The 19,756-nt window shown below is 60.1% G+C and carries 19 protein-coding genes; 12 read left to right on the forward strand and 7 right to left on the reverse strand.

Annotated elements, in window-relative coordinates:
• Positions 1 to 170 precede the first annotated feature (170 nt).
• The 7 genes from O3S81_RS13900 (at position 171) to O3S81_RS13930 (ending at position 8,628) form a co-directional block, all read left to right on the forward strand.
• Positions 171 to 1,340: an LptF/LptG family permease gene (locus tag O3S81_RS13900; protein WP_269344030.1), complete on the forward strand. Its 1,170-nt coding sequence runs from the start codon at positions 171 to 173 to the stop codon at positions 1,338 to 1,340.
• Entirely contained in the window at positions 1,337 to 2,425 is a 1,089-nt protein-coding gene (gene lptG / locus O3S81_RS13905) for an LPS export ABC transporter permease LptG (protein ID WP_269344032.1), read from the forward strand. The genes O3S81_RS13900 and lptG overlap by 4 nt, the downstream gene beginning before the upstream one ends.
• Entirely contained in the window at positions 2,425 to 4,806 is a 2,382-nt protein-coding gene (locus O3S81_RS13910) for an LPS-assembly protein LptD (protein ID WP_269344033.1), read from the forward strand. The genes lptG and O3S81_RS13910 overlap by 1 nt, the downstream gene beginning before the upstream one ends.
• Positions 4,807 to 5,105: 299 nt before the next feature.
• Positions 5,106 to 6,053 carry a SurA N-terminal domain-containing protein gene (locus tag O3S81_RS13915; protein WP_269344035.1) on the forward strand — a complete coding sequence of 316 codons (948 nt, stop codon included), beginning with the start codon at positions 5,106 to 5,108 and terminating at the stop codon, positions 6,051 to 6,053.
• A 26-nt stretch (positions 6,054 to 6,079) separates the two neighbouring features.
• Positions 6,080 to 7,102, forward strand: coding sequence for a 4-hydroxythreonine-4-phosphate dehydrogenase PdxA (gene pdxA / locus O3S81_RS13920; protein WP_269344036.1), 1,023 nt, complete (start codon positions 6,080 to 6,082; stop codon positions 7,100 to 7,102).
• Positions 7,102 to 7,932: a 16S rRNA (adenine(1518)-N(6)/adenine(1519)-N(6))-dimethyltransferase RsmA gene (rsmA, locus tag O3S81_RS13925; protein ID WP_269344038.1), complete on the forward strand. Its 831-nt coding sequence runs from the start codon at positions 7,102 to 7,104 to the stop codon at positions 7,930 to 7,932. The genes pdxA and rsmA overlap by 1 nt, the downstream gene beginning before the upstream one ends.
• Before the next feature lie 72 nt (positions 7,933 to 8,004).
• Positions 8,005 to 8,628, forward strand: coding sequence for an alpha/beta hydrolase (locus O3S81_RS13930; RefSeq protein WP_269344039.1), 624 nt, complete (start codon positions 8,005 to 8,007; stop codon positions 8,626 to 8,628).
• A 1-nt stretch (position 8,629) separates the two neighbouring features.
• Here the strand turns inward: O3S81_RS13930 and gmk are convergent, their stop codons facing one another.
• The 7 genes from gmk to fabD form a co-directional block, all read right to left on the reverse strand.
• Positions 8,630 to 9,292: a guanylate kinase gene (gmk, locus tag O3S81_RS13935; RefSeq protein WP_269344040.1), complete on the reverse strand. Its 663-nt coding sequence runs from the start codon at positions 9,290 to 9,292 to the stop codon at positions 8,630 to 8,632.
• Between the two features lie 5 nt (positions 9,293 to 9,297).
• Positions 9,298 to 10,185: a YicC/YloC family endoribonuclease gene (locus O3S81_RS13940; RefSeq protein WP_269344041.1), complete on the reverse strand. Its 888-nt coding sequence runs from the start codon at positions 10,183 to 10,185 to the stop codon at positions 9,298 to 9,300.
• A gap of 67 nt (positions 10,186 to 10,252) precedes the next feature.
• The gene (gene mltG, locus O3S81_RS13945; RefSeq protein ID WP_269344042.1) at positions 10,253 to 11,473 is read right to left on the reverse strand and encodes an endolytic transglycosylase MltG; all 1,221 of its coding nucleotides are present in this window, start codon (positions 11,471 to 11,473) and stop codon (positions 10,253 to 10,255) included.
• A gap of 363 nt (positions 11,474 to 11,836) precedes the next feature.
• Positions 11,837 to 13,099: a beta-ketoacyl-ACP synthase II gene (gene fabF, locus O3S81_RS13950; protein WP_269344044.1), complete on the reverse strand. Its 1,263-nt coding sequence runs from the start codon at positions 13,097 to 13,099 to the stop codon at positions 11,837 to 11,839.
• Between the two features lie 251 nt (positions 13,100 to 13,350).
• On the reverse strand, positions 13,351 to 13,587 hold the full coding sequence (locus O3S81_RS13955; protein WP_003502080.1) for an acyl carrier protein: 237 nt from the start codon (positions 13,585 to 13,587) through the stop codon (positions 13,351 to 13,353).
• A 349-nt stretch (positions 13,588 to 13,936) separates the two neighbouring features.
• Positions 13,937 to 14,674 carry a 3-oxoacyl-[acyl-carrier-protein] reductase gene (gene fabG, locus O3S81_RS13960; RefSeq protein ID WP_269344056.1) on the reverse strand — a complete coding sequence of 246 codons (738 nt, stop codon included), beginning with the start codon at positions 14,672 to 14,674 and terminating at the stop codon, positions 13,937 to 13,939.
• 95 nt (positions 14,675 to 14,769) lie between these two features.
• Positions 14,770 to 15,714, reverse strand: a complete 945-nt coding sequence (gene fabD, locus O3S81_RS13965) for an ACP S-malonyltransferase (RefSeq protein ID WP_269344058.1) — start codon at positions 15,712 to 15,714, stop codon at positions 14,770 to 14,772.
• Positions 15,715 to 15,935: 221 nt separating this feature from the next.
• Between fabD and O3S81_RS13970 the strand changes: the two genes are divergently transcribed.
• The 5 genes from O3S81_RS13970 to rplI all read left to right on the forward strand — a co-directional run bounded on the left by O3S81_RS13970 (position 15,936) and on the right by rplI (position 19,715).
• The gene (locus O3S81_RS13970) at positions 15,936 to 16,979 is read left to right on the forward strand and encodes an aldo/keto reductase (protein ID WP_269344060.1); all 1,044 of its coding nucleotides are present in this window, start codon (positions 15,936 to 15,938) and stop codon (positions 16,977 to 16,979) included.
• A gap of 289 nt (positions 16,980 to 17,268) precedes the next feature.
• Entirely contained in the window at positions 17,269 to 17,700 is a 432-nt protein-coding gene (gene rpsF / locus O3S81_RS13975) for a 30S ribosomal protein S6 (protein WP_004441041.1), read from the forward strand.
• Positions 17,701 to 17,716: 16 nt separating this feature from the next.
• The gene (gene rpsR / locus O3S81_RS13980) at positions 17,717 to 17,965 is read left to right on the forward strand and encodes a 30S ribosomal protein S18 (protein ID WP_003502063.1); all 249 of its coding nucleotides are present in this window, start codon (positions 17,717 to 17,719) and stop codon (positions 17,963 to 17,965) included.
• Between the two features lie 185 nt (positions 17,966 to 18,150).
• On the forward strand, positions 18,151 to 19,125 hold the full coding sequence (locus tag O3S81_RS13985; RefSeq protein WP_269344068.1) for a DUF2232 domain-containing protein: 975 nt from the start codon (positions 18,151 to 18,153) through the stop codon (positions 19,123 to 19,125).
• A gap of 14 nt (positions 19,126 to 19,139) precedes the next feature.
• Positions 19,140 to 19,715 carry a 50S ribosomal protein L9 gene (rplI, locus tag O3S81_RS13990; protein ID WP_077982571.1) on the forward strand — a complete coding sequence of 192 codons (576 nt, stop codon included), beginning with the start codon at positions 19,140 to 19,142 and terminating at the stop codon, positions 19,713 to 19,715.
• Positions 19,716 to 19,756 lie beyond the last annotated feature (41 nt).

The following is a 19,756-nucleotide window of genomic DNA, read 5'->3' on the forward strand; positions in this document are numbered from 1 at the left end:
TCACGTCATGAAACCGACAGCTTGTTCCACAAAAAGACACAGGCGGTGGAAAAATCGTCGCGCAAAACATATTTGTGAGCACGCCGGAATAGCCAATTGCAAATGATGCGATTAGATAAGCGGAAATTCGGCGAGCGATCGCACGAAAAAACAATATCGAACAGGGCCGTATGAAGCTTCTCGAGAACTATATCCTGCGGCGGACAACGCAGATGTTTCTGGTCGCGCTGCTGCCGGTGCTGGCCATCATCTGGACCATCCAGGTTCTCCAGAGAATCAATCTCGTCACCGATACCGGCCAGTCGATGGGCTCCTTCATGGCGCTCGCGACGATGATCCTGCCGACGCTCATTCCCGTCGTGCTTCCTTTCGCGCTGGTGATCGGCATCACCCAGATCTTCACTGCAATGAACAACGACTCGGAGCTTGCCATCATCGATGCGGCCGGGTCGCCGCGTTCGGTCATGTATCGCCCGGTGCTCATTCTCGCCGCGGTTTTGAGCGCTCTTTCCTTCACCATCACCAATTTCATCGAGCCGCCTGCGCGCAGCTCCGCCCGGCAGATGGTGGCCGCCGCCTATGCCGACCTGCTGTCTTCGGTGATCGAGGAAAAGACCTTCCGCACCATTCAGGACGGTCTTTACGTGCAGATCGCCCAGCGGCAGGGCCGCATCCTCAAGGGCCTGTTCGTCGCTGACCGCCGCGATCCGAATTTCGACCTCATCTATTATGCCAAGGAAGGCATGATCGACGAAAGCGGCACGTCGCTGACCATGCGCGACGGCGAAGTGCAGCAGAAGACACCGGACGGCAAGGTCTCGATCGTCAAGTTCCTGTCCTATGCCTTCGACCTTTCGACCATGTCGGAAAAGCAGGATTCCGAACCGTCGCTTTCCCCCGGCGACGCCAGCCTCGGTTTCCTCCTCTCACCCGACGAGAACAATGCAAGCTACAAGCGCTCGCCGGAAAACTTCCGCAGCGAGCTGCACAAACGCCTGTCGGACTGGATGTTCGCCTTCTCCTTCGCGCTGATTTCGCTGGTCATCGCCGCCGACGCCCGTTCGCATCGCGAGGCGCGCCTGCATCCGATGGTCGCCGCGCTGGTAACGGCCTTCATGCTGCGCTGGCTCGGTTTTTACGTCACCAATCAAATCAAGCAGAGCGCGGCCTTCATTCCGCTGGTCTATGCCGTGCCGGGTCTCAGCGGCGGTGCCGCCGCCTTCATCCTGCTGACCGGCCGCAAGCCGAAAATGCCGAGAACCATCGCCGATGCAATGGGCCGCCTGCGCCGCCTCTTCTCCAGCCGGCTGGCGAAAAGCTCCGGGAGCGGCAACACATGATCTTCAACACGCTCGCCCGTTATTTTCTGAAGCGCTATCTGATCACCGCCGTCTGGTTCGTGCTCGGCGTATCCTCGATCATCTATCTCGCCGATTTCAGCGAAACCGCGCGGCGCATGTCCGGCCTGCCCGGCTATTCCGTGCCGGCCGCACTCGGCCTGACCGCGCTTCGCCTGCCGCTGATCCTGCAGCAGACCGTTCCCTTCATCGCGCTTTTCGTCGGCATGACGACGCTGATCTCGCTCAATCGGCGCTACGAACTGGTGGTGACCCGCGCCGCCGGCATTTCCGCCTGGCAATTCATCCTTCCCTTCGTGCTCGGCGCGGTTTTCATCGGCATTTTGTCCGTCACCATCCTGAACCCCATCGCCGCATGGGGTCAGAACAAGTCGCTGGCCATGGAGGCCGGTCTGCGCAACGAAGCAGGCGGCGGGCGCCAGCAGGAGATCGTTCCGTGGATGCGCCAGTCGAGCGGCGGTCAGGATACGATCATCGGCGCCAAGAGCTTCGAAGACAACGGAACGATGCTTCTCGACGTGGTTCTCATCGACATCGACAAGGACGGAAACATCGTCTCGCGGAAGGATGCGAAGTCGGCTAAGTTGGAAGATGGTTACTGGCTTCTTAACGGTGTTTCGGAAACGCGCGCCGGACATGTGCCAGTTCGGCAAGAGAGCACGCGGATCAGTACCAATCTGAGACGGGAATTCGTCCAAGAGCGCATGACGCAGACGGAAACCGTTGCTTTCTTTGACCTTTCTCACAAGATCGAAGTTGCAAAGTCCTTTGGACTATCTTCAAAGGCGCTTGAGACGCAGTACCATTTCCTGCTATCGACGCCCCTGCTTCTGGTCGCGATGACCTTGATCGCCGCGACCGTTTCATTAAAGTTCAGCCGCTTCGCCCAATCGCGCTCCGTGATTCTGGGTGGAATCGTTTCCGGCTTCGTGCTTTATGTAGTAACCGTGCTCGTAAGGGCATTCGGGAGTGGTGGTGTTGTCCCTCCCACCGTCGCGGTCTGGGTTCCAGTTATCGTGGCGTTGGCTTTGGGGGCAACCATTCTGCTTCATCAGGAGGACGGCTAGTGGCGGTATATGACCGCGGGAATATCAGGCGGCTTTGGACGGCCCTTCTGACAGGTGCCGCTGTGTGCGCGTATTTGGCATCCAGCCCGGTCGCTTTCGGCCAGGATGGACTGCTTGCGTCGGCAAGCCAAGACGATTCGAAACTCCTGCTTACGGCAAATGAACTGACCTATAATCGCGATTCCCAGCGCGTGATCGCAAAGGGCGTGGTTCGCATGAAATATTCGGGCTACCGCATGGTGGCCCAGCAAGTGGAATACAACCAGCAGACCGGCCGCGTGATCGCCCATGGCAATATCGAGTTGATCGAGCCTGGCGGCAACAAGATCTATGCCGACGAGATGGACGTCACCGACGATTTCGGCAAGGGCTTCGTTAATGCCCTGCGCGTCGAGACCACGGACAATACCCGTATCGCGGGTGAAAGCGCCGAGCGTCTCGAAGGCGACGTGATGGTGCTCAACAACGGTGTGTACACCGCATGTCTGCCCTGTGCCGAACGGCCCGAAAAGGCGCCGCTGTGGCAGGTCAAGGCTGAACGCGTTATCCAGGACGGCAAGACCCACACGGTGCGGCTGGAAAAAGCCCGCCTGCAGCTTTTCGGTCGTTCGATCGCCTATATTCCGTTCCTCACGGTTCCGGACAATACGGTGAAGCGGAAGTCCGGTTTCCTGTTCCCGCAGATGAGCATTACCGACAATCTCGGTTTCGGCATCGGCGTTCCCTATTTCCAGGTTCTGTCCGACACGTCGGACGTGACCGTCACACCGACCTATTACACGACGCAGGGTCTGCTGCTGCAGGCGGAATTGCGCCAGCGTTTCGAAACCGGCATGCATACCGTGACGATCGCCGGCATCAGCCAGCTGAAGTCCGAGACCTTCACGGCAGGAACCAGCGACGCCCTCAATGACAATCGCGGCATGATCGCAAGCAAGGGTGATTTTTCGATCAACCCGCGCTGGGCCTTCGGCTGGGATGCCATGGTGCAGACCGACAATAACTTTTCGCGCACCTACGGGCTGAAGGGTTACAAGAGCGACGTCCAGACCAACCAGATTTATCTGAATGGTTCCAGTGAACGGAACAGCTTCGAAGCACGCGGCTATTATTTCAACGTTCAGGATACGGACAATACCGAATCCAAGGAACGCAAGCAGGCGATCGTCCACCCCGTTGTCGACTATCGCTATTTCGTGCCGGATCCGGTCTATGGCGGCGAGCTTTCGCTGACTACCAATCTGACGAGCATTACGCGCCTCAAGCAGGATGCTTACGCACTTGACGGTTATCCGCGCTTCAGCGGGCTTGAAGGCGACTACACCCGCCTTTCCACCGAAGCCGAGTGGAAGCGCACCTTCACCCTGGATAGCGGCCTGCAGATCACCCCGATCCTTGCGGCGCGCGGCGACGCACTCTGGACGGACATGTCTCCGGCGTCCTTCACCTCGGGCGGCACCTCCTATGCCTATGAGGGCATGATGAATGACGGCGCGGCTTTCCGCGGCATGGTCACCGGCGGTCTGGAAGTGCGTTATCCCTGGCTGTTCACGGCGCTCAACAGCAGCCACGTGATCGAGCCGATTGCACAGATTTTCGTGCGTCCGAACGAACAATATGCCGGTCGTCTTCCGAACGAGGATGCGCAGGCATTCGTCTTCGACGCGACCAATCTGTTCGAACGCGACAAGTTCTCCGGTTTCGACCGGATCGAAGGCGGCACGCGCGCCAATATCGGTTTCCGCTATAACGGTACGTTCGACAACGGCTACGGCGTTCGCGCCATTGCTGGCCAGTCCTTCCATCTGGCGGGCGACAATTCCTTCGCCTCCTACGATCTCGTCAATGCCGGCGCCAATTCGGGCCTCGAATCCGACCGTTCGGACTACGTCGCCATGGCCGCTTTCGATGCGCCGATCGGTCTTTCGCTCTCGTCGAGCCTGCGTCTCGACAAGGACGATTTCGACATCAATCGCTCGGAGACCGGTATCAGCTATTCGGACCGCCGCCTTACCGGCAAGCTCAGCTATACGCAGGTCAAGGCGCAGCCGAAATACGGCTATAACGAAGACCGCGATATCATCCAGGCTTCTGGCACGCTGCGCATGGACGACAACTGGTCGCTGTTCGGCTCGATCAACTACGATCTGAACGGAAAATTTGCCGCAGAGCGCCGTATCGGCATCGCCTATCAGGATGAGTGCACCATCCTGACGGTCAGCTATTCCGACGAAGGCAATATCAACTCCAGCCGGCAGGCCGCCAATGACTGGTCGATCAATGCCCGCCTGGCCTTCCGCACGCTCGGCGATGTCAGCATCGGTTCAGCAAATGAGGACTGGAGCGAGATGGATATTGGCTGGAAGCCGAACAATTACTGAGTTTAAAGGCAGGCCACACAGCATCGTGGCCTGCCTTTTTGCAATCCGGCCAGTAAAAGTCACGGTTTTGCCGCAACAACGCGCCAGTGTCGGCTCGGCATGAGACCGTATCGGGGCTTCTTTCAACAAACCGACACATTGCCGTTTTGCGGATCACGATGATATATACGTGCCAAATTCGCGGTGCGGATGCACAAATGCAGGTCTGAAATGGCGGGGTTTGGATGATTCCCCATCATCAGGCGGAACAGATTGGCGGGACAGGAAACAGAAACCTGCCCGACGAAAGGGAGAAGGACATGATGAATTTCGGAAAGTCGGCTTTGCGTGGCGCTGCTTTCGCCTTTGCGATATTCGCCGTTCCCATGGCCGTCTTGCCCTCCGCAAGCCCGGCCTTTGCTGACAGCACGGTCAAGATCGTCGTCAACAAGACCCCCATCACCAATGATGATATTGCCAGGCGCGTCGCTTTTCTGAAGCTGCAGCGCCAGTCCGGCAACCTCAACGAAAAGGCCCGCGAACAGCTGGTCGACGAAGCGTTGAAACGCGAGGAGATCGGCCGCGTGAAAATGTCGGTCAGCACCGACGATGTCGATGCGGCCTTCGCGCGCTTCGCCGGCAACAACAAGATGACCCCGCAGCAATTGACGAAGGTGCTTTCGCAGGCGGGTGTCGGCGCCGACCATTTCAAGGCCTTCATCGCTGTGCAGATGAGCTGGCCGCGCCTCGTCAACGCCCGTTATGGCGCACGCGGCAAGATGTCGAACCAGGATCTCGTCACCCGCCTGAAGGAACGCGGCGAAAAGCCGGTGACGACGGAATATTTCCTGCAGCAGGTCATTTTCGTCATCCCGGAATCGAAGCGCAACGCCATTACCGGCAAGCGCAAGGCCGAGGCCGAAGCCTCGCGCAAGCGCTATCCCGGCTGCGATCAGGCCATGAGCTTCGCCGCAACCATGCGCGATGTGGCGATCAAGGATCTCGGCCGTATTCTGGCGCCGGAACTGCCGGAAGACTGGAAGGCTCTGGTTGAGAAGACCAAGGAAGGCGGCACCACCGGCACACGCGTCACCGAAAAGGGCGTCGAATATCTGGCGATCTGCAAGCAGCGTCAGGTTTCCGACGACTATGCGGCGGAAATGGTATTCAAGTCCGAAGACCTGATGAAGGCCAAGGACGGCGAAAACCCGAACGAGAAGAAATATATCGAGGAACTGCGCAAGAAGGCGCAGATCGTCAACACCTGATATTGATACGAGAACCGGGTCTTTCCGTGACACATGCATCCCTGCCGCTTGCCCTGACCCAGGGAGATCCAGCCGGTATCGGCCCCGATATCGCCATCACCGCCTGGTCGAAACGCCGGGAGAACGGCGTGCCGCCCTTCATCTTCATCGGCGATCCCGATGTGGTGGCGAGCCGTGCGGCGCTGATCGGCATCCCGGTCAATATCGAGACCTGCAATACGGAAGACGCCGTCGGCCTGTTCGACCGCGCCTTCCCCATCCTTCCCCTTCCCGTCGGTTTTGAGGTGCAGGCAGGGCAGCCGCATGTCGGCGCGGCGCACGCGACGATCAAGGCCATCGAGACCGCCGTGTCTTTGACGGTCGAGGGCAAGGCCGCCGCTGTCGTTACCAATCCGATTGCGAAGTCCGTGCTTTATGAAGCGGGTTTCGGTTTTCCGGGCCATACGGAATTTCTGGCCGATCTTGCCCTGCGCCAGACCGGCAGGCAGGTGACGCCGGTGATGATGATTGCCGGACCCAAGGTCCGCGTCGTACCGGTAACCATCCATATTCCGGTAAAGGACGTGCCGACCGCCCTGACGGAAGAGCTGATCGTCACGACCTGCCGGATCATCGATACCGATCTGCGGGAAAAATTCGGCATAACGGCACCGCGTCTGGCTGTTGCCGGTCTCAATCCGCATGCCGGTGAAGATGGCGCGCTCGGCACCGAGGATCGCGACGTGGTTCATCCAGCCACAATCCGCCTGCGCAAAGATGGCATCGACGCGTTTGGGCCCCTGCCCGCCGACACCATGTTCCACGATGCCGCCCGCAAGCGTTATGATGTGGCGGTGTGCATGTATCACGATCAGGCGCTCATCCCGGCCAAGGCGCTCGGCTTTGACGATTCGGTCAATGTCACGCTCGGCCTGCCCTTCATCCGCACCTCGCCCGACCATGGCACCGCCTTCGGCATTGCCGGCCAGGGCATTGCCAATGAAGCGAGCCTTGTGGCGGCGCTGAAGATGGCGGCGGAAATTTCCGCCCGCAGCCGGGTGGCCGCATAATGGCCGCCATAGACGGACTGCCGCCGCTGCGCGATGTCATCCAGCGCCACGGGCTCGATGCGAAGAAATCGCTCGGACAGAATTTCCTGTTCGACCTCAACCTCACCCAGAAGATCGCCCGCACGGCAGGGCCACTCGACGGCGTGACGGTGATCGAGGTCGGCCCAGGCCCCGGCGGCCTCACCCGTGCCATTCTGTCGCTCGGCGCGAAAAAGGTCATCGCCGTCGAACGCGACAGCCGCTGCCTGCCCGTTCTTGCGGAAATCGAAGCGCATTATCCCGGACGTCTGGAAGTCATCGAGGGCGATGCCCTCAAGACCGATTTCGAGGGTCTGGTTCCCGCCGGTGAGCCTGTGCGGATCATCGCCAACCTGCCCTATAATGTCGGTACGCAATTGCTGGTCAACTGGCTGCTGCCGAAGGCCTGGCCGCCCTTCTGGCTTTCCATGACGCTGATGTTCCAGAAGGAAGTCGGCCAGCGCATCGTCGCCGAAGAAGGCGACAATCACTATGGCCGCCTCGGCGTCCTCGCCGGCTGGCGCACCGTTTCGGAGATGGCCTTCGACGTTCCGCCGCAGGCCTTCAGCCCGCCACCGAAAGTAACCTCGACGGTCGTGCATCTGCTGCCGAAGGACAAGCCCTTGCCCTGCGATGTCAGCAAGCTCGAAAAGGTCACGGAAGCCGCCTTCGGCCAGCGCCGCAAGATGCTGCGTCAGAGCGTGAAGAGCCTTGGTGGAGAAACGCTGCTGGAAAAGGCGGGCATCGACCCCACACGCCGGGCGGAAACGCTCTCCGTGGAGGAATTCGTGACATTGGCGAACTGCCTGTAAGTTCCGCCATCTAATGTGCTGTTCCAAATGCGGCACGGGTTCGTGGACACCTGCGAATAGAGGAACAAGCGCGTGGAGAGTGCCGGTTTTCACTACAGGCTCGACATTTCCGCCCGGATGCCCGACTGCGCAATTGTCTTGCTGCATGGATCTGGACGAACGGAAGATGACCTCGTTTCTTTTGGCCGGGCCGTCTTTCCCAAGGGCGTATTATATGCGCCGAGAGGCGCTGTTCCCTGGGAGAATGGTTTCGCATTTTTTCACAGAACACCCGACAGGCAGCTAGATCTCGACGATCTGAAACATCAGGCAACCAGACTGCGCCGCTTCATTGCCTTTGTGGCACAGCAGACGGGGCAAAGGCCCATTCTCGTCGGATATTCGAACGGCGCGATCATGGCGGCTGAAACGATATGTCAGGACCGTCATCTGTCGAAAGGCGCCATTCTGCTTCGCCCGTTATCACCAAGAAAAGAACAGCGTCTTCCGAACCTTGCAGGATATCCCATACTCCTGCTGGCGGGCGCCCGCGATGATCGGCGTCATCCCTCCGACGCGCCGCATTTGGCCGAGCAATTGGCATCAGCCGGTGCAGATGTCGTTCTGGAGACGATCGACACGGGCCATGGCTGGGCAGAAGATGCAGCAGAGGAGCGGCTGTCGCGCCAATGGCTGGCGCGAGGACCGATCGCGTAAATCAGAGCTGCGGCTCTTCTTCAAGCAACGCCCTCACGAAGTCGAACATGCCATGGCGGCGGTCGCGGCGGACACGTTCGGCCTTGACGATCGCTTCAATGGCCTCGAAGGCGGCCTGCAGGTCGTCGTTGAGGATGACATAGTCATAGTCGCGCCAGTGCTCGATTTCGGCACGGGAATTGAGGAGACGGGTCTTGATGACCTCTTCAGTATCCTCGGCGCGGCGGTGCAGGCGTGACTGCAACTCGGTCATGGTCGGCGGCAGGATGAAGATCGAAACGACGTCGGCCTTCATCTTGTCCTGCAGCTGCTCGGCGCCCTGCCAGTCGATGTCGAACAGCATGTCACGGCCGGCGGCCATAGCTGCTTCGACCGGCTCGCGCGGCGTACCATAAAAATTGCCGTGGACTTCGGCCCATTCCAGCAATTCATCATTGTCGCGCATGCGCTCGAAATCGCGCTTGGAGATGAAGTGGTAGTGGATGCCCTCGATCTCGCTATGGCGGCGTGTCCGCGTCGTGACGCTGACCGAAAGGCTGATATTCTTGTCTTTCTCGAGCAGGTTGCGCGCGATCGTGGATTTGCCCGCGCCCGATGGCGAAGAAATCACCAGCATCAGCCCCCTGCGGGCAATCGTGACGTGAGAATTATTCACCGGGACCATAGGGTCTACTCCAGATTTTGAACCTGCTCGCGAAACTGGTCGATCACCACTTTCAGCTCTATGCCCGCTGCGGTTACCGCACTGGCATTCGATTTGGAACAGATTGTATTCGACTCACGGTTAAATTCCTGTGCAAGAAAATCGAGCTTGCGGCCCACCGGCCCGCCATTCTCCAAAAGCTCGCGAGACGCCTGCACATGGGCGCGCAGCCGGTCGATCTCCTCGCGCAGATCCGCCTTGGTGGCAAGCAGCGCCGCTTCGGCATGCAGCCGGTCCCGGTCGAGTCCGTGCATGCCTTCACCGATAAGCGCGATCTGCTGGGCAAGTCGCGCCGCGATCTGCGCCGGCTGGCGGGAGGGATCGTTTTCGATGATGTCCACAAGCTGTTCAATGCGGTTGATATGGCCGGACAGGATGGCAAACAGCGAAGCCCCTTCCCGCTCGCGCATATCCTTCAGTTTTTCAACGGCAACGGCAAAACCGGCAAGCACATCGCCGTTGCGCGCAGCCTGCGCCGCCTCATCGTCTTCCGCCTCGCGAAAATCGACCAGACCGCGCAGCGTGAGCAGGGTATCGAAGCTTAGCGGTTTGTCGTCAACAACATCGCCAAGTTCTTTCTTGAGCGCCAGAACCGCAGCGAGCGCATCGCGGTTGATGACAGCTTCCAGTCGGTTTTCCGCAATCGCCAGCGTCAACCCGGCCTGAACATTACCGCGGGAAAGGCGCGCGCCGGCGATTTCCCGCAGGCCGGTTTCCAAGGCCTCCAGACCGGTGGGCAGGCGCAGACGCACATCGAGCCCCTTGCCGTTCACCGAACGCAATTCCCACGCCCAGCGGTAACGGCCGGAGGTCCCTTCGCTGCGCGCAAAGCCGGTCATCGATTGCAATGTCATATCTGGAAGCCCCCCGTCATGCCGTACAAAACCGGGCCCTGTGGATCGCAGGGCCCGGTCGCGATTATCAGTTGTTGGCCGGTTTTTCCGCCTCGGCGCCGCCCGGCTGGCCATCCACGACAACTTCGGGATTGCCGCCGGAGGCCGCCTTTTCGGCCTCGATCTTGCGCCAGCGGCGCACATTGGCGTTGTGCTCTTCCAGCGTCTTGGCAAAGACGTGGCCGCCCGTGCCGTCGGCCACGAAATAAAGGTCATCCGTGCGCCATGGGTTGGCAACGGCCTCAAGCGCCGCCCGGCCCGGATTGGCGATGGGCGACGGCGGCAGACCCTTGATCACATAGGTGTTGAACGGCGTCTGTTTCTGCAGGTCCGACTGGTAGATCGGACGGTCGGAGGGTTTGCCCTCGCCGCCGAACAGGCCGTAGATGATCGTCGGATCGGATTGCAGGCGCATGCCCTTCTTCAGGCGGTTATAGAAGACGGAGGCGACATGGGCGCGCTCGTCATCCTTGCCGGTTTCCTTCTCGACGATCGAGGCAAGTGTCACGAATTCCTCGACGGTCTTGATCGGCAGGTCGGGGTCGCGCCTTTCCCAGATCATGTCGATCAGCTTATCCTGCGCCGCACTCATCTGGTTGATGATCTCTTCGCGCTTGGTGCCGCGGGTGAAGCGATAGGTATCGGGCCGCAGGCTGCCTTCCGACGGCAGGGCCGAGGGCAGTTCGCCGTCCAGCACGTCGTCTACCGCAAGGCGCGCGAACATCTGCTTCACGGTCAGGCCCTCCGGCAGCGACACGGAATAAAGGATCGACTTGCCGGATTCCAGCAGCAGCATGATGTCCTTCATCGATGCGCCGGCCTTGATCTCATATTCACCGGCCTTCAGCGTCTGGTCCTTTTGCAGGTAGCTGCCCGTCATCAGGCGGAAGACGCGGGCATTCGAAATAACCTCGTTGCGCTCGAGATTATTGGCGATCTCGATGATGCCCGCACCGTTGCGCACCGTGAAGTGGGTGTTCGTCTGAAGCGGGCCGGGCTCCTGGAACGCATTGATCATGTAATAAAAGGCGACAATGGCCAGCACACAGACGGCGACCGCAAGCGTCATCAGGAAATTCAGGAAGATCACAAGCTGGCCATGGGCCTTGCGGGAGCGCTTCGGCGGCGCCGGCACCTTTTCCGGTCGCAGGGCCTCCGTCGGGGATTTCGGAATGATCGGGCCGCGATTGCCTTCGCCCGCGCCGTTTTGTCCGTATGATCCCTGGCTGTTCTGGTTCGTGTCGCTCACCGTCGGTCCTTTTCAGTTCGGCGTTGTCAGCGCTTTTTGCGCAGGTAATGCGGCAAAAACAGGTTCGGAATGCCTTCCCGCACCACATGGAGATATCGTGAAGCCCTGATATGCCGCTTCACGAACATCGTTTCGGACAAAGCCGCTGGAGGAAGCCGCCTGCGGCCGGAAATTATCCCGAACCGACAAACGCCTTCCATAAACGACTACAATATCGGCGCGAAAATCGGAATGACTTTCGCAAGCCGCAATGCGTTCTTCAAGGGAAAGAACATGCTTGTCAGCGTCCGGCAGGAGAACGCCGCAACCGCCACGAGCGGCTTGCGGCGCGGACGCCACCGCGACGGCAAACCGCCGCCGCGATTATGCTTCGTAACGACGCAGCACGAGGGAGGCGTTGGTGCCGCCGAAACCGAAGGAATTCGAGAGCGCCACATTGACCTGCCGCTTGCGTGCCTTGTGCGGCACGAGGTCGATCTTCGTCTCGACATCGGGATTGTCGAGGTTGAGCGTCGGCGGAACGATGTTGTCGCGGATCGCAAGCGTCGCGAAAATCGCCTCGATGGCGCCGGCAGCACCGAGAAGATGGCCGGTGGCCGACTTGGTGGAAGACATGGAAATCTTTGGAGCCGATTCGCCGACCAGGCGCTCCACAGCACCAAGCTCGATCGTGTCAGCCATGGTGGAGGTGCCGTGGGCGTTGATGTAGTCGATATCATCCGCCGTCAGGCCGGCGCGCTTCAGCGCCATCGACATGCAGCGATAGGCACCGTCGCCGTCCTCGGACGGAGCCGTGATGTGATAGGCATCACCGGAAAGGCCGTAACCGACGACTTCGGCGTAAATCTTCGCGCCGCGTGCCTTGGCATGCTCGAGTTCTTCGAGAACGACGATGCCGGCGCCCTCGCCCATAACGAAACCGTCGCGGTCGCGGTCATAGGGGCGCGAAGCCTTCTGCGGATCGTCGTTGTGCTGGGTCGAAAGCGCCTTGCAGGCGGCAAAACCGGCAAGCGAAATGCGGCAGACCGGCGATTCGGCGCCACCGGCGACCATGACGTCGGCGTCGCCAAGCGCGATCAGGCGGGCTGCATCGCCAATGGCGTGCGCGCCGGTCGAGCAGGCGGTCACCACGGCGTGGTTCGGTCCACGCAGCTTGTGGCGAATGGAAACCTGGCCGGATACGAGGTTGATCAGACGGCCGGGAATGAAGAATGGCGAAATGCGGCGCGGGCCCTTGTCGCGCAGCGTGTAACCCGCCTCGACGATGCCTTCCAGACCGCCGATGCCGGAGCCGATCAGAACGCCGGTGGCAATCTGGTCCTCATCCGTTTCCGGATGCCAGTTGGCATCGGCAAGCGCCATGTCGGCGGCAGCCATGCCGTAAACGATGAAGGGATCGACCTTGCGCTGTTCCTTGGGCTCCATCCAGTCATCGGCATTGAAGGTGCCATCGGAGCCATCGCCGACGGGAATGCGGCAGGCGATCTTTGCGGGCAGGTCCTCGACCTCGAATTCCGTCACGAGACGGGCGCCGTTCTGGCCGGCCAAAAGCCGTTCCCAGGTCACTTCCGTTCCGCATCCAAGAGGAGATACCATGCCGGTACCGGTGATAACGACACGCCTCATCGCCAATGCTCCGCCCTTATCCAAATCATCGGTCTTTCTGCAACGCCGGGCACCGTGGAATGGCGCTCGCGACAGGCTGCAGTATTTCTAAATCTTTGCACGAAAGTTACAGGCAGCGTTGTTACGGCCCGTAACCCCTTGCGACACCCGGAACCCGCGCCCTTCGGGCACGTCCCGCCTGCCTATAAAACATTGGCCCGGACAAGCCGGGCCAAGACGGGAAGATATGCCACCTTCCCGATGAAGGTCGATCAGGCCTGGGCCTTCTCGATGAACTTGACGGCGTCGCCAACGGTCAGGATCGAGTCAGCTGCGTCGTCGGGGATTTCAACGCCGAATTCTTCTTCGAAAGCCATGACCAGTTCAACGGTGTCGAGCGAATCAGCGCCCAGATCGTCAATGAAGCTGGCGCCTTCAACAACCTTGTCGGCGTCAACGCCAAGATGATCAATTACAATTTTCTTTACGCGTTCTGCGATATCGCTCATGTCGGTTTCCTCGACCTTTATTTTGAAAGGGAATGCCTTTCGGCACCCTGCCCTGTTAGAAGCCCTCATGCGCCGTTCAAATCCGGCACCGCTGGCAAACCCGTTCAACCCGGTCCAAGCTAGACATCGTCACACAAAATCGCAACGGCTTCCTGTCTCTCCGGGACGACTGTTCACAGTCTTGGCCCGCTTAACATGGTTTCAATCGGTCGAAAAGCCTGAAAACGCGCTAAGCACAGCGTATGACAGGCAATTTCGCCGGAACCGGCAAGCGGAGCCTTGCGGCGCGGGACACCCGGGAGGATGCCTGAACAGCGCCGCAATCATTTCAAGACGCCTTGGGAGCGCCTCAGATCATCGCCATGCCGCCATTAACGTGCAGGGTCTGGCCCGTCATGTAGCCCGCCTCGTTGGAAGCGAGGTAAAGCACGGCCGAGGCGATTTCCGCTCCCGTGCCCATGCGCTTCATGGGAATGGCGCCCATGATGGCCTCTTTCTGCTTGTCGTTCAGCTTGCCGGTCATGGCGCTTTCGATGAAGCCCGGGGCCACGCAATTGACGGTGACGTTGCGGGTGGCGATTTCCTGCGCCAGCGACTTCGAAAAACCGATCATGCCGGCCTTGGAAGCGCAGTAGTTGACCTGACCGGGATTGCCGGTGACGCCGACGATGGAGGTGATGTTGATGATGCGGCCGAAACGGCGGCGCATCATCGGGTGCGTCAACTCGCGCGTCAGACGGAACATCGCCGTCAGGTTCACCTCGATGACATTGTCCCAGTCCTCGTCGCTCATGCGCACGAAGAGGCCATCCTTGGTGATGCCGGCATTGTTGACGAGAATATCGACGCCTTCCAGCTCGGCTTCGGCCTTTTCACCCAGCGCCTTGACTTCGGCGCGGTCGGAAAGGTTGGCCGGGAAAATCTTGACGCGGTCGCCAAGTTCCGCCGCCAGGGCCTCGAGCTTTTCAACGCGGGTGCCGTGCAGGCCGACGATTGCGCCCTGGGCATGCAGGGTGCGGGCGATTTCTTCGCCGATGCCGCCGGTCGCGCCGGTTACGAGAGCCTTGCGGCCTGTCAGATCAAACATGGTTCGTTCCTTCTTTATGGCAAGTCCGCAGGAAGTTTTGCGGCTCTGCATCGGGAATTGTCAAAATAAAAAGCCGGTGCGGGGCAAAGCCCGCCTCAGCCGATAAGCGTGGCAAGCAGCTGGTCGATATCGGCCGCACCGTTGACGGCAACGCCGTTCACCGTCTTGTCGATACGGCGGGCAAGGCCCGTCAGCACCTTGCCGGAGCCGATTTCGTAAAGCTGGGTTACGTTGTTGGCGGCGAACCACTCAACCGTCTCGCGCCAGCGCACCTGGCCCGTCACCTGTTCGACCAGCAGGGCGGCGATCTCATTGGCGTCGGAAACGGGAGCGGCGCGCACATTGGCGATGACCGGCACCACAGGATTGTGCTTTTCGACTTTCGCCAGCGCCTCGCGCATCGCTTCCGCCGCCGGCGCCATCAGCGCGGAGTGGAAAGGAGCGGAAACCGGCAACATGATGGCGCGTTTGGCGCCCTTTTCGGAAGCGATCGCGGCTGCCTTTTCGACGGCAGCCTTGCCACCGGAAATGACCAGCTGGCCGCCGCCATTGTCGTTGGCGATCTGGCAGACGCCGAGCACGCCCGCTTCCTCGCAGATGGCTGAGACCGCATCATGCTCCAACCCGATGATCGCAGCCATGGCACCCTCGCCGACCGGCACGGCGGCCTGCATGGCATTGCCGCGAATGCGCAGAAGACGGGCTGTATCGGCAATCGAGAAGGTGCCTGCGGCGCAGAGCGCCGAATATTCGCCGAGCGAATGGCCGGCCACATAAGAAACCGTATCGGACAGCTTGAAGCCGCGCGCCTCGAGAACGCGCATGACCGCCATGGAGACAGCCATGAGGGCCGGCTGGGCGTTCGCCGTCAGCGTCAGCGTCTCTTCCGGGCCGTTCCACATGATGTCGGAAAGCTTCTGATCAAGCGCCTCGTCGACTTCCTGGAACACGGCGCGCGCTTCCGGATAGGTATCCGCCAGCTCCTTGCCCATGCCGACGGCCTGGCTTCCCTGACCGGGAAATGTGAATGCAATACCCATGGGATGTCGTCCTTCTTGTCTGGCCTTGCCTTTATTCTTTCGGACTTCCATTCACATTCCCGCCGGCGAAGTCAAGGCTTGAAGCCCTATGGCAGGCTGTTGTGAGGGGTTTTGCCGTCCCGTTTTCCCCTTTCTTTTCATCATATTTTTTCTTGCACTGCGGCAATTCCCGATTAGTTTCACACCACCTTCCAAAACTGGCCAAGCACCGGGACACCTCCATGAAACAGAAACTACTGGGTCGCACGGGTATCTCCGTGTCCGAAATCTGCCTCGGCACGATGACGTGGGGCACGCAGAATACCGAAGCCGAAGCGCATGCGCAGATGGATTACGCCGTCGAAAACGGCGTCAATTTCTTCGATACGGCCGAGCTTTACCCCACCACCCCCGTTTCCGCCGAAACACAGGGCCGGACCGAGGATTACATCGGCACATGGTTTGAAAAGACCGGCAAACGCGATCAGGTCGTGCTCGCCACCAAGGTCGCCGGCTCGGGCCGCGACTATATTCGCGGCGGCCGCGATATTGACGCCACCGCAATCCGCGAGGCGGTGGATACCAGCCTCAGGCGGCTGAAGACCGATTACATCGACCTCTACCAGATTCACTGGCCGAATCGCGGCACCTACCATTTCCGCGGTGTCTGGAGCTTCGATGCTTCCGGTCAGGCGAAAGAGCGTACGCTCGCCGAAATCACCGAAAAGCTAGAAACGCTCGGCGAACTGGTGAAAGCCGGCAAGATCCGCGCCATCGGCCTCTCCAACGAAAGCGCCTGGGGCACGCAGAAATATATCGATATCGCCGAGGCCAACGGCCTGCCGCGTATCGCCACCATCCAGAACGAATATAACCTGCTCTATCGCAGCTTCGACCTCGACATGGCGGAAGTCGCCCATCATGAAGATGTCGGCCTGCTCGCCTATTCGCCGCTGGCGGCGGGTCTGCTCACCGGCAAATACCAGAACGGCGCCCGTCCGGCGGGATCGCGCGCCAGCATCAATCACGACCTCGGCGGCCGCCTGCAGCCGCATCAGGAAGCCCCGGTCAAGGCCTATCTGGAGCTTGCGGCCGCGCACGGGATCGACCCGGCCCAGCTCGCCATCGCCTTCTGCCTCACCCGACCCTTCATGGCCTCGGCCATCATCGGCGCAACGACGATGGAACAGTTGAAGACGGATATCGCAGCGGCGGATGTGACCCTGTCGGACGAGGTGCTGAAGGGCATTGCGGCGATCCATCGGCAATATCCGATGGCGATTTGAGGATCGACCGGCGCGCTTTTTCGCTCTTGCCCTTGCATTCCGGGCAAAAATCCGTATAAGCGCGCTGTTCACAACACCCGGTCCAATTGGCTGGTGGCTGAACGGAGGGCTGGTTCCGGCAACGGAACAGCAGGAACCATAAGGTTTTTCCGGCCTCCCGTGTCTCCGCTCTCGACCGTCTCGAACAACGCTTTTCTTGCTTTAAGGCCTCGTGCCTTTTCAGGAGCAGTCGTTGAGGCTTAGCGCCGTTGCCGGGTGAAGGACGAAACGCAAGAAAGGCAAAGCTTAAATGGCTCTTTACGAACACATCTTCCTTGCCCGGCAGGATATTTCTGCCCAGCAGGTCGACGCACTTGTCGAGCAGTACAAGGGCGTTATCGAATCGTTCGGCGGCAAAGTCGGACGCATCGAGAACTGGGGTCTGAAGTCCCTCACCTACCGCATCAAGAAGAACCGCAAGGCTCACTACGCTCTCATGGACATCGACGCTCCGGCGGCCGCCATCCATGAAGTTGAGCGCCAGATGCGCATCAACGAAGACGTTCTTCGCTACATGACCATCGCCGTCGAAGCCCACGAAGAAGGCCCGTCCGCGATGATGCAGAAGCGCGACCGTGACGACCGTCCGCGCCGCGATGGCGACCGTCCGGACCGTGGCCCGCGTGAAGATCGTGGTCCCCGCGAAGACCGTCCGCGCCGTCCGCGCGAAGACCGTGCATAAGAAGGAGTTTTGATCAATGGCTGACGCATCCTCTTCCCAGGCACGCCGCCCGTTCCACCGCCGTCGCAAGACGTGCCCCTTCTCCGGCGCCAACGCTCCGAAGATCGACTACAAGGACGTTCGTCTCCTGCAGCGCTACATTTCCGAGCGCGGCAAGATCGTTCCGTCCCGCATCACGGCCGTTTCCCAGAAGAAGCAGCGCGAACTCGCCCAGGCGATCAAGCGCGCCCGTTTCCTCGGCCTGCTGCCCTACGTCGTAGCGTAATGAATTGAAGCGAGGCTGCGCTTTGGCGCGGCCTCGTTTTCCTCGAAGCAGCTGACTCTTAATCAGCGGGTCGAGAAGTACTCATCCTTCCGCGTTGGGCGCGGATCGATACCATAAAACCCATGTTGGGGATGAGGCTCCAAGGAGCGATCCTCTAACTGCTTTAGTTTCAGCAGGACAGCGAAGTGCAAAAGTTGAACCAGACAGTGCTGATCACCGGCGTTCTCGCCGGCATATGCGCCGCGTTTTTAACGCTTGGCGCAACGGCACAGTCGTCCTTTTCCTTCCTGCTCTATGCCGGTTCCGCCATGCCGATCCTGATCGCCGGCATGGGCTGGGGCAATCGCGCCGCCGTCGTCGCCATCATCACCACGGCCCTTATCGGCGCGCTGGTCATGTCGCCGCTTTTCGCGCTGACCATTGCCATCTTCACGCTGATCCCGGCCGGCTGGCTTTCGCATCTCGCCAATCTGGCGCGCCCGGCTTCCGAACTTGGCGGCCCGGATGATCTGCTTGCCTGGTATCCGCTGTCCGGCATCGTGCTGCATCTTTGCATTCTGGTCTCTGTCGCCGTCGTTATTCTCGGCTGGATGATCGGTTATGGTCCCGATCTCGTCGCGCGTCTGATCGACGTGATTATGACCTCGGTTCAGAATAGCGAACCTTTGTTCCAACCCGATGTCGAGGGACTGGCGCGGGCGAAGTCGCTGTTCGTACTGATGCTGCCGATCGTTCAGGGCGGCCTCTGGGTCATCCTGCTGTTTGCGGCCTATTATTTCGCGACCCGGCTGGTCGGTTCCTTCGGCAAGGGACTTCGTCCGCGCGAAGACATTGCTTCCGCGCTGCGCATGCACCGCAATGCGATCTTCATCTTTCTCGGCGGCATCGTCGCCATGTTCTTCGGGGGCGTCGCCGCCATGGTTGGTGCCGTCATCTGCGGCACCTTCGGCGCGGGCTTCCTGATGGCGGGTTATGCCTCGCTGCATAAAAAAGCGCGCGGAAAGGACTGGCGGCTGCCGGTTCTCATCCTCGCTTATCTCTCGGCGGTCTTTGTCTTTCCGCTGTTCATCATTCTCGTGCTCGGCCTGAGCGACGTGCGCAGCACGATCTCTCTGACGCCGGCACGGAAAACCGACACAACGAACGAAACCAAACCATAGAAAGGATCAAGAAGATGGACGTTATTCTTCTCGAACGCATCAACAAGCTCGGCCAGATGGGCGAAACCGTCAAGGTTCGCGACGGCTATGCCCGTAACTTCCTGCTGCCGCAGGGCAAGGCGCTGCGCGCCAACGCCGCCAACAAGACCCGTTTCGAAACCGAGCGCGCAACGCTCGAAGCCCGTAACCTCGAGCGCAAGTCGGAAGCCCAGAAGGTTGCCGAGGCTCTCGAAGGCAAGTCCTTCATCGTCGTCCGTTCGGCTGGCGAAACCGGCCAGCTCTACGGTTCTGTTGCTGCCCGCGACGTCGTCGAAATCCTCGGTGCCGAAGGCTTCAACATCGGCCGCAACCAGGTTGAACTGAACACGCCGATCAAGACCATCGGTCTGCACAACGTCACCCTGCACCTGCATGCCGAAGTCGAGCTTCAGGTTGAGCTGAACGTTGCCCGTTCGGCTGAAGAAGCAGAACGTCAGGCCAAGGGCGAAAGCCTCACCTCCGCTGACGCCATCTACGGCGTTGACGAAGACGCGCTGCGTCCGGAAGACTTCTTCGATCCGGAAGCTGACCGCGACGGCGACGACGAATAAGATTTGGCTTAACGGTCAAAGGAAAACCCCGGATGGCGACA

Origin of the sequence: Agrobacterium sp. SOY23, from assembly GCF_027212525.1 — a bacterium.
GTDB classification, from domain to species: domain Bacteria; phylum Pseudomonadota; class Alphaproteobacteria; order Rhizobiales; family Rhizobiaceae; genus Agrobacterium; species Agrobacterium tumefaciens_I.